General features: G+C 34.1%; 11 protein-coding genes and 1 pseudogene. 9 read left to right on the forward strand and 3 right to left on the reverse strand.

Features of this window, described 5'->3' with window-relative positions; genetic code table 11:
* Window positions 1-47 precede the first annotated feature (47 nt).
* Window positions 48-1,538 (reverse strand): helix-turn-helix domain-containing protein, encoded by a 1,491-nt coding sequence (locus HOY35_RS00095; RefSeq protein WP_172209986.1) that lies wholly within the window; start codon window positions 1,536-1,538, stop codon window positions 48-50.
* 265 nt (window positions 1,539-1,803) lie between these two features.
* On the opposite strand from HOY35_RS00095, the gene HOY35_RS00100 reads away from it, so the two are divergent.
* The 8 genes and pseudogenes from HOY35_RS00100 to HOY35_RS00135 all read left to right on the forward strand — a co-directional run bounded on the left by HOY35_RS00100 (window position 1,804) and on the right by HOY35_RS00135 (window position 9,930).
* Window positions 1,804-3,231: a MucBP domain-containing protein gene (locus HOY35_RS00100; protein WP_172209987.1), complete on the forward strand. Its 1,428-nt coding sequence runs from the start codon at window positions 1,804-1,806 to the stop codon at window positions 3,229-3,231.
* A 148-nt stretch (window positions 3,232-3,379) separates the two neighbouring features.
* Window positions 3,380-4,660: a leucine-rich repeat domain-containing protein gene (locus HOY35_RS00105; protein ID WP_172209988.1), complete on the forward strand. Its 1,281-nt coding sequence runs from the start codon at window positions 3,380-3,382 to the stop codon at window positions 4,658-4,660.
* A 149-nt stretch (window positions 4,661-4,809) separates the two neighbouring features.
* On the forward strand, window positions 4,810-5,997 hold the full coding sequence (locus HOY35_RS00110; protein WP_172209989.1) for an AI-2E family transporter: 1,188 nt from the start codon (window positions 4,810-4,812) through the stop codon (window positions 5,995-5,997).
* A 573-nt stretch (window positions 5,998-6,570) separates the two neighbouring features.
* Window positions 6,571-6,894, forward strand: coding sequence for a hypothetical protein (locus tag HOY35_RS00115; RefSeq protein ID WP_172209990.1), 324 nt, complete (start codon window positions 6,571-6,573; stop codon window positions 6,892-6,894).
* Window positions 6,895-6,897: 3 nt separating this feature from the next.
* Complete coding sequence (locus tag HOY35_RS00120; RefSeq protein WP_172209991.1) at window positions 6,898-7,284, forward strand: biotin/lipoyl-containing protein; 387 nt, start codon at window positions 6,898-6,900, stop codon at window positions 7,282-7,284.
* Between the two features lie 11 nt (window positions 7,285-7,295).
* Window positions 7,296-8,391 (forward strand): annotated as a pseudogene (locus HOY35_RS00125) (sodium ion-translocating decarboxylase subunit beta).
* A 16-nt stretch (window positions 8,392-8,407) separates the two neighbouring features.
* A complete protein-coding gene (locus HOY35_RS00130) occupies window positions 8,408-8,545 on the forward strand; it encodes an OadG-related small transporter subunit (RefSeq protein WP_172209992.1) in 138 nt (45 codons plus the stop codon).
* The gene (locus HOY35_RS00135; RefSeq protein WP_172209993.1) at window positions 8,542-9,930 is read left to right on the forward strand and encodes an oxaloacetate decarboxylase subunit alpha; all 1,389 of its coding nucleotides are present in this window, start codon (window positions 8,542-8,544) and stop codon (window positions 9,928-9,930) included. Before HOY35_RS00130 ends, HOY35_RS00135 begins: the two co-directional genes overlap by 4 nt.
* Window positions 9,931-10,447: 517 nt before the next feature.
* On the opposite strand, the gene HOY35_RS00140 is transcribed toward HOY35_RS00135, so the two are convergent.
* Together HOY35_RS00140 and treR are read right to left on the reverse strand one after the other, a co-directional pair.
* A complete protein-coding gene (locus tag HOY35_RS00140) occupies window positions 10,448-10,888 on the reverse strand; it encodes an NUDIX hydrolase (RefSeq protein ID WP_172209994.1) in 441 nt (146 codons plus the stop codon).
* Window positions 10,889-10,901: 13 nt separating this feature from the next.
* On the reverse strand, window positions 10,902-11,624 hold the full coding sequence (gene treR / locus HOY35_RS00145) for a trehalose operon repressor (protein WP_172209995.1): 723 nt from the start codon (window positions 11,622-11,624) through the stop codon (window positions 10,902-10,904).
* Between the two features lie 220 nt (window positions 11,625-11,844).
* On the opposite strand from treR, the gene treP reads away from it, so the two are divergent.
* Complete coding sequence (treP, locus tag HOY35_RS00150) at window positions 11,845-13,794, forward strand: PTS system trehalose-specific EIIBC component (protein ID WP_172209996.1); 1,950 nt, start codon at window positions 11,845-11,847, stop codon at window positions 13,792-13,794.
* Window positions 13,795-13,887: the final 93 nt, after the last annotated feature.

Consider the following 13,887-nt stretch of genomic DNA (forward strand, 5'->3'; position numbering starts at 1 on the left):
TTATATTAAATTTATATGTGAAAAAATTAAAATTATTTTTTATTTTATTAAGAGAATAATTTTTTTATCTTTTCAATATATAGCTTAGTTAATTGCTGCTTTAAAAAAAGAATATCTCTTTTTGAATAACGTTGATTAATTAGATAAGCTGAAGTCACATTAGCTGGGAAAAAAATAACTGAATTAGAAATAACTAAATCTAATTTTTCCGGAGATAATGTAGTGTGAAACTGGATTTTACAGGGTGCATAATTTTGTATAGTTTTCCTAAGGGCAAGCTCATCTTCAGTATTCCAAATTAATAAAATGTCTATTTTAGGAAGATAACCATGTTTTTCGATTTCATTAAATAAAAAATGATGATAAATATTTAGGAAATCGGGTGATTTTTTGATCATTTTTATTAAATTCTTATTTGCTCGATTTATGTCTATTCGGCTAACGAAGTCGTTTAGAACATGGGATTCAATACTAGCCTTTGAATCTGTTTTTTTTAATCTAAAAGAGTTAATATTTCCTTTAAAGAAAGTGTAGCGGATAATTAATTTTATGCCATTTTGTAGTAATTGATCCTTTAAGGTTTTATCCAAAATTAATTTATACATTGTATAAAAAGTATGATTAAGATAAAGAGAAATTGCCTTAAACAATTGAATGTCTATTGCTTGGGTTCGTTCTAAGAAATTTTTCTCAGATTGATGAGCTAAGATATTTCGATCATCAAAAATATAAAAAAATAACAATAACACATGGTATTCATTGCTAATTAGTGCTTTATTTTTTAAATTTTTTGTCTTGTTAAATAGATTATCATCAATGGATGAGATAGATTTTAGATCGGCTGTGAATTGATATGAAAATAATGGCGCTTTTATGGTTTGATTTAAACTAATTCTTGCAATGCAAACGCCAACACAATAATAATAGAACTCTTTTTGCATAATGGAAAAGGAAGCTTTAAAAATATTTTCAATCGTTTCAACAGCTTCTATCGCTATTTTTTTATCAAACTCAAATGGCCAGTGGGCTCCTCTATACACTTCCCAATATAGCAGTATATAAAAATAGCGAATCTGGCTTTCTGAGCCTAATAATTCGTTATTGGAGGATAGATTAATTTTTAAATTGAAGGCATTTAAAGCGCTCCGAATTTCATTTATATTTTTATAGATCAATGTTGTACTAATATAATGATTTTTTGCAAAAATTTTAACATCATAAAATTTATTTCTAAAAAGTAAATTTAATATTTGAAAGGTAATACTTTCTTTAATATATCTTTCAGTTAGCAGCGTATAGAATGAGGTATTATGCTCGTGCATCAAATATGCACTCAATGTAGGTGATTTTTTAATTTGTATTTCCAAGGGGATATTATATCTTTGCAAATCAATATTTAAGTCGTATAGAGTTGTTTTAACCGTTACATTAGCAGCTCCGATTTGCGTAGCTAATTCCGAAATAGTATAATCTCGATTTTCAGAATCTAATATGTGTAGTAGCTCTAGCTTTCTTAATTGATAAGTATTATAAAACATAATTTACTCCTTATTTTATAATTTTATTAATATTTAACGCTATAAAATATATTGGAAAAAAATGATATTGAAATGTTTAAAAAATGAAATTATTGAAAAATAAATAACAGCTATAATGGTAATTATAAGAAAAAAAGTATATTTATACAAGTGAGTAAGCATTAATAATTTTAATGGAATTAGAAATCATGATAATTTTATAAAATTAGTTTTTTTGTTTTTTATAAAATTTTAGATTAATTTTTTATTAAATGAGGTGGGGATTATGAAAAAAATATTGGTATTTTTTATAAGTTTTATTATGTTATTATTTGGGATAATTTTGATTGGAGAATATTCAGTCAATGCTGCGGAAAATAATGTTTCAACCGTATCAACTGATTTTGTTGACTATAATTCATTGAGTAGAGAACAACAAAATGAGATTACAGAGGGTATTCCTAGAAATATCATTCAACATGATAGCGAATCATTTATTCTTGTTTACAAAAAAATAGATTCCAATAGTATGCCTGTAGCAGCTTCGCTGCCAAAGACAAGCGAACAGTCAAAAAATATTTTTCTTATTTTGGGTATTATTGTGATGGTTGTAGCTATGATTTTTATTTATAAATTCTTTAAATGGCAACGGAATAAAATAATTATTTTGTTTATCATTGCTACAGGGACTATCGGCATGGTAAAAAATGTATTTGCCACAAATAGAACTGTTTTTCCTGATACTAAAATAACCCTTTATTCATTTGGAGATATCTATTCAGAAAGTATACCCGAAATTTCTGGTTATCAATATTTTGGTTTTCTTCATAGCTTTAAAGATAATCAAAATCCAATCCCAGGCGCCAATCTAACGGCTAGCTATGTGGATGAATCTGGTAATCAGCTTGTAGATTCAGTTATTTTAACAGGTAATATTGGTGACTCATTTGAAGCAGTCCAAAAGGACATTGAAGGTTATACTTTTAAAGAGATTCAAGGCAATCCAACTGGGACCTTTACTTCAGAAGAGCAGAGCGTCACTTTTGTATATACAAGAAATCTTGTTCCAGCCGCAAATGTGATAGTCAATTATATTGATGAGACCGGGACTGCACTCTCAGCTTCGGTGATCTTAGCGGGTAATATTGGTGACTCATTTGAAGCAGTCCAAAAGGACATTGAAGGTTATACTTTTAAAGAGGTTCAAGGCAATCCAACTGGGACCTTTACTTCAAAAGAGCAGAGCGTCACTTTTGTATATAGTGAGATGGATCAGAGTGCCATAATTATTGTCAAATTCGTGGATAGTTATGGTAACCCATTTACGATTCCTGACTTTTCTTCACTTGAAAATGGCGTTTTTGTTACAAATCATCCTAACCTATCTGAGTATCATACTGTATTAGAATATACAGAACAGCGATATGAACAGAATGAAACCGTGAATGAAATCTCTATTCCTGCCCGAATTGGAGAATCATACTCACTACCCAATTCGTTCACTTTTACCATCAGAAACAACCTTGATAATAATGTACAACTATCCTATACCTATCGTATCCCAAACGGTTATGAAACGATAACATTATATGATTATCACTCCGATGTCATTCCTGATGATGTTAGTGGGGTAGTAAATGAAAAAATTACTATTGTAACTTATAAGATTGTTCCTTATATAATTCGTCAGTCAGTAGTTTCTCCAGAGGATTAGTCACAACATTTAACGAAGCAAGCTCGAACAGGCGTATATTGGACTAAGAACAAATATCTAATATAAATAAGTTTACTTGAAAATTGGTTATGTTAATGCAAATTATTATATTTATTCTTTATTAAAAATTAAAAATTAGGAGAAAAAGATGAAAAAATTATTAGTATGCCTAACAGGATTTGCCCTGACATTGCTGAGTTTAACTATTGGCGGACATTCTGCTTATGCAGATGTCACTGTAGATTCAGCTCAGTTTCCAGATGACAATTTTAGAAACTATATTTCACTATATATTGATACAGATCAAAACGGTATTTTGTCTGAATCAGAAATTTCAGGTGTTACAGCAATTACAGTATCTTCTCAAAATATTTCTTCACTAAAAGGAATTAATCTTTTTACAAATATACATACTTTATTTGCTGAAAATAATAGTATAATTTCCTTGGATTTAACTGGATTAGTTAATTTACAAAATGTTTATGCTTCTCACAATCAAATTTCTTTGTTAAATATCTCAGGATTAAATAACATAGGAGGTTTATCCATAGGAGATAATCAATTAACGACCATTGATTTGTCCGAATTATCTAATCTATCATTTTTAGCGTTAGATAATAATCAATTGACTAGCCTAGATGTAAATTCTCTTTATAACTTGCAGTTTCTATCGATTAGCAATAATCACCTCACTTCTTTAGATTTACAATCAATTGCGGGAATCAATATATTATCTCCTCAAACAACTAATGCTGGAACTTATTTCAATCATACTTGGCAGGTAGATTTAAAGCAGCTCGGTTTAACTGCCGATTCCTTGAATCGCCTAACTATCACGACTCCTGATGTAACGCTTGATCCAATCACAGGAATTGTTACCTTTAATCATGAAGTTGATTCAAGTACACCGCCTACTGAATTGAGCTATCAATATGCGACACAATCTATCACAAATGCCCTGATGACAGTTACAGTAAGCTTAGAACCCATTGCTACTTATACCATTCAATTTAATACCGACCAAAACGGAACTCTTGTCAATGCTGAGGCTCAAATATTATTTAACGGCAGCAAATTAAATATTATTCCAACCCCAATTCCAAATAATGGTTATGAATTTAGTCATTGGACTGATTCTAAAGGGCAGGAATATACTTCAGATGACTTATTAGCTTATATTGTGAGTGGGGACGAAACTTTTTTAGCTAATTTTAAAAAAATAGAGACAGCTATCGTTGAAGAGCCAAAGCCAAGCGACGAGGGCAATGAATCAGCTAATATTACTAATATTAATAATCCAGATGCAACGCAAAACACAAATAAAGAGTTACCGAAGACAAGTGAAGAAAATCAAAATCTACTAATTATTGTGGGTATTACGATGATTATTATAGCCGGCTTAGGAAAATATAAGCGAGCGAGATTATAATAAATTTGCTATAATGACTTAAACTATGACAAAAGAGCACAAGCGCTCTAAATCAATTGAAGCTGCTTGTGCCCTTGAATTCTAAAAGTACTTATTATTCATAAATATTCAGAATAAATTTAAAATTATGAAATAAAAAGAGGAATATCATGGATAAAAAATCGGGAAATACTTGGATAAGTTTTTTAGGTGGAAAAGCGACAATTTTTTCATTACTAATTTTATTACTTTTCAGTGGTGTTATTTTGATGTTCACAAAGATATCTTTTATTTTTGTACCTTTAGTAGTAATACTACAAGTAATAATTCCGCCAATTATATTGACATTAGTGCTATATTATATTCTAAAACCAGTGATTTACTATCTAGAAAAAATTGGATTTCATCGAACTTTGGCGATTATAATCGTACTATTACTTTGTATATTTATTTTGATAACCTTATTCATTGTATTAATTCCGTTATTATTAGAACAGATTGAACGATTAATTATTAATTTTCCTAATTATTTGAGAGAAGTGGATCAAATTATTGAGCGATTGCTCCAAGATTCTCGATTTCAAGGGCCAATAACAAGCGTAATGGAAATATTCAGCGATTGGCTAAATCAAGTTTCAACCAATTCAGGTGAATATTTAAAAAATATAGCATTGGGAGCAACAACTGTTTTTTCTTCTGTTACTTCAGCTTTGCTTTTATTTTTAACAGTGCCAATTTTTACATTTTTCTTATTAAAGAATGATCAAAAATTTTATTCATACTTTATTGAGCTGTTGCCGCCTAAATTCCGAAAAGATGGCAATGAGCTATTGCAGACGATGGACAATCAGGTAGGTGCATATTTGAAAGGACGCTTCATTGTTTCTGTTATTATAGGTAGTCTGACGTTTGTTGGGTTTTTGATAATTCAAATGCCGTTTTCAGGTGCCTTATCTGTAATAGTAGGTTTAACAGCAATTATTCCCTATATTGGTCCCTTTGCAGCATTTATTCCTTGTGCAATTATTGCTTTAATGGTTTCTCCAGAGCTGCTTTTACAGATGTGTATTGTATGGGTAATTGTTCAACTTTTAAATGGTGAATTGATTGAGCCACAGGTTATGGGCAAGCATATGGTAATTCATCCTGTTACGATTATTTTTGTTTTATGGATCATGGGCGATTTATTGGGAATTGTAGGCTTAATTTTTGGTATACCAATCTATGCGATTGGTAAAGTGATTATTGTCTTTTCATTTCGAAAATTTAAAAGTCGATATAATAGGTTTTATGGACAGAAAGACTGTGAATATGTACAAACTGAATTCACAAAAGAAGATTATACTGGAAAATCTTAAATATGATTAATTTCATACGAAATGCAATTGGCACTTTCCTTTCGAAAGTTGTTTGCAACTTGAGATAGCCATTTAAATAGTTGTGCATAATATGAATAAAATTCATGGCATTATTGTCATGAATTTTATTGTATTATGCTGAAAAATTGTCATTTTCAAAGCTGGAATACTAACAGTATTGAGGTCGCTTCGTTTACTAGCATTAGAAGCGAGATTTATTATCAGATATTTAATACGGCTTGAGACGAGTTTATAATGGGGGACGACATTTAATTATTGAAAAAAGCTTCTAATTTACTTGACTACGACTTTCCGCCAACATTTTTTTATTTGGAGTGGACTTAAATTTAAACATTTAAAGCCCATTATAAAAGCTTAAGTCAAAGAAGAAAACAATTTAATTTCCGAGAATTACTTGCATGCTGAAGGAATATAGTGAGCTAAAATGACTTGTATGTAAAGACAGGCTTCTTTTAAAAATGCATTGTTTAATAAAATGGTAGCTACAAATAAGTAAGCGCTTTCATAATCTGGCTAGATACGTTATAATGAGAATATGAGGGGGCGATTAGAATGCTTTTAGACTGGTTTAAAAAAATTTTGAAATGGCAAGATAATGTCATAGCACCATTAGATCAAGGGACGGTTGAATCAGAATATCTATTACTTGAGCCATATGTTGAAACTCCCTTAAATGCTCGAGAAGAGCGACGTGTCTTTTTGATTGCAACATCAATTGCGGCGGGTGATGCACCAAGCTCACAATATAAAATTAAATCAATTAAGAAAGAAAATCCAATTTATAAGGAAGTGAGTATTATTACTGCAAGCATCGTAGCGGAGAACGCCGTTCAATCAGGCTTTAAAATAAGGTCAATTAAAGTGAGAAAGGAGTAAACAATGCTACGAAAGTTTAAAATTAGTATTGATGGTGTTAGCTATTTAGTTGAAATGGAAGAGTTGACTGCTAATAATTCAAGTGTCGTATCTGAAAATATATCGCCGACTAGACCTGTAGAAATCCGTCAGCCATCTTCAGCTGGAAATACTTCTGAAATTAACGAAACCTTACTTGGCACACCGGTTTATGCCCCAATGCCCGGTAAAATTTTAAAATTATTAGTTCAAAAGGGCGATAGTGTTATTGAAAATCAACCATTATTAATTCTGGAAGCGATGAAAATGGAAAATCAAATTGTTGCCTCTAAAGCAGGTGATATTGTTAAGGTTCACATTTTAGAGGGACAAAATATTGATAGTGGGGGATTACTTTTAGAAATCGGCTAAAGGGGGGGAAAATGGCAGCTTTGATTGAAGGTATCTTGTCAATTTCTATTGGACAAATTTTTATGATGTTTATTGGTCTAATTTTGTTGTATTTGGGAATAAAAAAACAATATGAGCCAACACTTTTAGTACCGATGGGCTTAGGAACGATTTTAGTTAATTTTCCAAATTCTGGTTTGATTGGTGCGCAGGGTCCATTAACTGTATTGTTTAATGCAGGGATAGATACTGAGCTTTTCCCGTTATTATTATTTATTGGCATTGGTGCAATGATTGATTTTGGCCCGTTGCTCTCAAATCCATTAATGCTCTTATTTGGTGCTGCGGCACAATTTGGTATCTTTTTTACAATTATACTCGCTGTGCTTGCTGGATTTGATATTAAAGAGGCTGCGAGTATTGGCATTATTGGTGCTGCCGATGGTCCAACCTCAATTTTTGTTTCCAATGTATTGGCTAAGCAGCTTCTCGGTCCGATTTCTGTCGCCGCCTATTCATATATGGCACTTGTGCCAATTATCCAACCATTTGCTATAAAATTAGTGACTACAAAAGCAGAACGGAAAAATCGGATGAATTACCAAGCCGCATCTGTATCACCATCGGCTAAAATAATTTTTCCAATTGCGATTATTGTTGTTGCAGGTCTAATTGCACCAATTAGTTTACCGCTTGTTGGTTTTTTAATGTTTGGTAATGTTTTAAGGGAATGTGGGGTGTTAGAAAGATTAAGCTTATCTGCTCAAAATGAGCTTGTCAATTTAATCTCGATCTTACTCGGCTTAACCATTTCAGCTCAGATGACGGCTGATAAATTTTCAAACATTATTAATTATTTTATTTGGTTTAGTTGCTTTTATTGCAGATTCAATTGGTGGCGTTTTATTTGCTAAATTAATGAATTTATTTAGAACAGAAAAGATTAATCCAATGATTGGTGCCGCAGGCATTTCTGCCTTTCCAATGAGTAGTAGGGTGATTCAAAGGATGGCAACTGAAGCTGATCCGCAAAATTTTATTTTAATGTATGCCGTTGGTGCTAATGTTGCTGGGCAAATTGCAAGTGTGATTGCCGGCGGTTTATTATTGAGCTTTTTTGCAACATAGAATTGTGAGGTGCAAAATGAAGGAAAGCTTATTACTATCGTTACAATTAATGCTTTTTGGAATGGGTGGCGTTTTTCTAGTTCTATTTTTAATTTATTTAATTAGTCAGGTATTAATTAAGCTATTTCCAGCTGAAAAGAGGATCCATAAATGATAACTAGAACGATTAAAATAACAGAAACAGTTCTACGTGATGCTCAGCAAAGCTTAATCGCTACCCGAATGCCAATTGAGGATATGATACCGATATTAGAGGAGATGGATGAGGCGGGCTATGAGGCTGTTGAGTGCTGGGGCGGTGCAACCTTTGATAGCTGCTTGCGATATTTAAATGAAGACCCGTGGGAGCGTTTGCGAATTTTTCGTAAAAAATTTAAAAAAACTAAGCTTTTAATGCTTTTACGTGGTCAGAGTCTGCTTGGCTATCGACATTATGCCGATGATGTTGTTGATGCATTTGTAAAGCAGTTTATTCTTAACGGTATTGATATTATTCGTATTTTTGATGCGCTCAATGATGTTAGAAATATCGAAAGCTGTCTAAAAGCCTGTAAAAAATATGGTGGTCATGCACAATTGGCGATTGCTTATACGGTGAGTCCCATTCATACGGTTGATTATTTTACAGAATTAGCGACTAAGCTGGCTAAAATGGGAGCAGATTCCTTATGTATAAAGGATATGGCAGGCATTATGACACCCGATGTCGCATACAAGCTAGTTTCAAATATTAAGTCCGCTGTTAATTTACCACTTGAGGTCCATACCCATGCGACTGCAGGTATTTCGAAAATGACCTATCTAAAGGCCTTGGAGGCTGGAGCAGATATGATTGATACAGCAATTTCACCTTTTTCTGGTGGGACCAGTCAGCCGGCAACTGAATCAATGGTTTTAGGCATGTCGGGCTTAGGCTTTAAAACGGATTTAAATATGGACAGATTAAATGAAATTGCGATTTATTTTAAAAAGATTCGTTCAAAATATCATGAAAATGGATTATTAAAATTGAAAATGTTGTATACGGATCCGCGTGCCTTGACATACCAAGTACCAGGGGGAATGCTATCAAATTTGCTGTCACAGCTTACACAGCAAGGCTTAGAAGGGAAATTTGATACTGTTTTAAATGAAGTACCAAATGTTAGAATGGATTTGGGTTATCCACCGCTTGTGACACCATTGAGCCAGATGGTAGGCACACAGGCATTAATGAATGTATTAACAGGTCAACGTTACCAGCTAGTTTCTTCTGAAATTAAAAATTATCTGTTGGGTAAATATGGGCAGGCAGTTGCACCAATTGATGAAGATTTACGGCAATCAATTATTGGTGATGAAGCAGTTATTAGAGGACGTCCGGCAGACTTATTGGAGGCCGAATTACCACGGCTGACTGAAGAAATTGCAGATTATGCTAAAAATATTGAAGATGTCTTAGACTATGCGCTTTTTCCGCAAATTGCACGGGATTTTTTGGGCAGAAGAGAGGACCGATTTTACGATATACCAATTCAAGAGATTGAGGTTATCATATAAAATTATCAAAAAATAAAGCCTCAGTGTCAAATTAGACTGATTAATATAGAAAGATTAATATGGATGTTAGGCAGCTGTCTTTAGACGACTGCCCTTTTTGCTATTGCCACTTACCTCCCGAAAATTACTTGCACTTTTAGGCGTTTAGTGGCAAAGGTATGCAGCGGTACTTTAACCAAGGCTCGTAACAACTGTAAGCCCCTTAGTTTGTACAAAGCTGTGAGCATTCTCGTAGTCTACCGATAAAGCCCGTCCAGCAGGATACACTTAAGCGTCTGCTGAAAGGTGTTATTATTGTCAAGCTTGCTTTGAGTGCTGTAGTTTTAGAAATATTTTTATTTTAAGCTTTATATTGTGTGGCTTTCGCGATGCTTTCCAAAAAGAATTTCTTGCTTGCAAATATAAAGGTGACTTCATTTTAGGACGATATATTTTTTTACATCTCATGATTAATAAAAATTGGACCGAAATATTTATCAGTCCAATTTATGATATCAGCAGTTTTGAGTGCTAGATCCTATTTTTGAGCCAGCCATTCATGAATTCCCCATTGATGAGAGCCTCGTTTTAAGGCTTTAATTGCTTCTTGAACTGGAAACCATTTGATTTGGTTAAAGTCTTCAAGTGGTGTACCAATATCATGCCATTTTTTGACGTTATAAATGTAAGCAGGATTAAAAAAATAGGTATCGCGATGTCTAGAGTAAAAATATTCATCTGCTTGTCCGAGATAGCTTTTTTCATCCGCCTGAACGCCAAGCTCTTCGACTAATTCTCGATCAAGTGCTTGGTTGTGATCCTCGCCAGCCTCAATTTCACCACCTGGCAGAAAATAGGCACCGTTAGGTGCCTGTACGAGCACAATTTCTTGATTATGATTGCGTGTTATGATTGCGTAAACACCATATCGCGCTTGATAATTTTGACCGTCAATTTTTTTTCCAAATGTTGGGTTCATATTATACTCCATTCTAAATTGCACCGTTTGGCTTTCGCCGAGCAAAGTCAACAAATCTAAATTTTGATAATTTATGGCGGCTATCTGTATACTGAAATTGTCTTGAATCACCGAGGAAAACCTGTGATTTGACTGATACAATTTGAAGATCCTGACCAAGATCGAGATATTTTTTTTCTGTCGCACCGACGGGCTCAATTGTAATTTCCTTATAAGCGTAAGAAATATCTAGCTTTAGCGCCTGTTCAAAATATTCATAAATTGAATTTTCAGCAATAGTTGGTGTTAGGCTGGGAACGATATCTAAAAGTAAATAATCCTTATCAATAACTGCTGGAATATCATCAATAATCCGGCAACGAACTAGCTTCCATGCTAGCGCACCTTGAGGGAAGCCGGTCACCTGAGCTAATCCCTTATCAATTTCAATCTTATTTAGACTGATAATCTTAGTTTTACTTTTAAAGCCCTGAGCGTCGACTAGTTCTCGATAGCTCGTTAGACCTGAAACAGGAAAGTTTAATTGACCTCTATCTAGGACGATTGACCCTTTGCCTTGCATCTTTTGAATATAGCCTGCATTTGTTAATAGATTTAAGGCTTTTCTAACTGTATCTCGGCTTGCCTGATAAATTGCCTGAAGCTCTTTTTCGCTAGGCAATATTTCATGCTCGTGATAGTAATTGGTTCGGATTCTGTGTTCAAGATCTTGGTAAATCGCTTCATAACGTTTCATAATTTCACCATCATTTATATCTATTTTCTTGATTTTATCAGAGAACTGGGGGAAAAAACAAGTCAATGGTAGCAGTTGCCTCTTTTGAAGTGCTATTACTGTAAATTTTCAAAATTAATAAAAAAATATTTTCTGGTAGAAAACGCTTGCAATTTCGGCGAAAGCGTTATATATTTAACTTGTACGTACAAGTTAAAAAATGAAATAAAAGGAGTGTCAAATGGGAAAATTTGAGAAGGATGCTAAAGATTTACTCGAAGCCATTGGCGGTAGAGAAAATGTTGTTGCAGTCACTCATTGTGCGACTAGAATGCGTTTTGTTTTAGCGGATGATAATCATGCTAATAAAGACAAAATTGAAAAAATTCCTGCAGTTAAAGGTATGTTTACAAACGCTGGACAGTTTCAAGTCATTATCGGGAATGATGTTTCGGAATTTTATCAAGAATTTTCAAAAATATCAGGAATTGAAGCCGTTTCTAAGGAAGCTGCAAAATCAGCTGCAAAAGCAAATCAAAATATTTTACAACGTTTGGTCGCAACCTTAGCTGAAATTTTTACACCATTATTACCTGCTATTATTGTTGGCGGTCTTATTTTAGGCCTTAGAAATATATTGGAGGGTGTGCCCTTTGGTTTTTTAGGAGACCAAACGATTGTTGAGGTTTCTCAGTTTTGGAATGGGGTGAATAGCTTCTTATGGCTACCCGGCGAGGCGATTTTCCATTTCTTACCAGTTGGTGTAACTTGGAGTGTCACACGCAAAATGGGTGGTACTCAGATTTTAGGGATTGTATTAGGGATTACTCTTGTTTCGCCACAGTTATTAAATGCTTATGCTGTGAACAGTACGAGTGCTGCGGAGATTGCTAATAATTGGACTTGGGATTTTGGTTTCTTCACGATTGATAAAATTGGCTATCAAGCACAGGTTTTACCTGCAATGTTTGCTGGTTTCTTGCTTGTATATTTAGAGCGCTTCTTTAGAAAACATATTCCAGAAGCAGTTTCAATGATTTTTGTACCATTGTTTGCCTTGTTACCAACGATAATTGCAGCCCATGTTATTATTGGGCCAATTGGCTGGAAAATCGGTACAGGTATTTCTTGGGTTGTTAACACTGGCTTAACATCGTCATTCTCATGGCTATTTGGTGGTATCTTCGGTGGCTTATATGCGCCACTTGTGATAACAGGTCTACATCATACAACCCTAGCTATTGACTCACAATTGATTGCTGACTTTGGTTCAACGAATTTATGGCCAATGATTTGCTTATCAAATATTGCACAGGGTGCTGCCGTTCTTGGAGTAATTTTGGCCCATAAAGGTAATAAAAAAGAACAAGAAGTTTCAGTACCATCACTTATCTCGGCTTGGTTGGGTGTTACTGAGCCCGCAATGTTTGGGATTAATTTAAAATTTATGTACCCTTTCGTTGCCGGTATGATTGGTTCTGCTATTGCCGGTATGTTTGTGACCTTTATGAAGGTTCGAGCAAATGCAATCGGTGTTGGTGGCTTGCCAGGGATTTTAGCAATTCGTGGTAAGGATATGCCAGTCTTTGCGATTGCAATGGTAATCGCGATTGTAATTCCAATTGTTGTGACGTTAGCCTTCAGAAAATTAGGCATTTTAAATAAGGCTGAAGCGGAATTATCGGCGATTGAGTCTGATACAGGCTTAGCTCCTGTTAATGAAATAACAGTTGCTTCAGTGGCAATTTCAGCACCCTTGGCTGGACAAGTGAAGCCTCTTAATCAAGCAAAGGATCCTGTCTTTTCTCAGGGAGCACTAGGACAAGGTGCAGTCATCGAACCACAAGATGGTCACCTAGTAGCGCCGTTTGATGGCGTTGTTGTATCATTGTTTCCTTCTAAACATGCCATTGGTCTAGTGAGTGATGACGGTGTTGAGCTCTTAATTCACATTGGATTAGATACGGTTGAGCTAGATGGCAAGCATTTCACTGCCAAAATTGAACAGGGTGCACGTGTCACTAAAGGACAGGCTTTAATTGATTTTGATGTTGATGCCATCCAAGCAGCCGGCTATGTCACTGAAACACCAATTGTCGTAACGAATACGGATAAATTTCAAGCTGATTTAATCCAAACGGCATCAGAAGTAGCCGTTGGTGATGAACTTTTGACTGCTAAAGCAATCTAATGAATAATGATGTCCTCTCTAATTAATTCTAAGATGGGGGCATTCATTGTTTTTGATGATTAATTGAGTTTGATTAATTGTAAATAGTTATTA

The organism is Enterococcus sp. MMGLQ5-1 (assembly GCF_013155265.1).
Classification (GTDB): Bacteria; Bacillota; Bacilli; order Lactobacillales; family Streptococcaceae; genus MMGLQ5-1.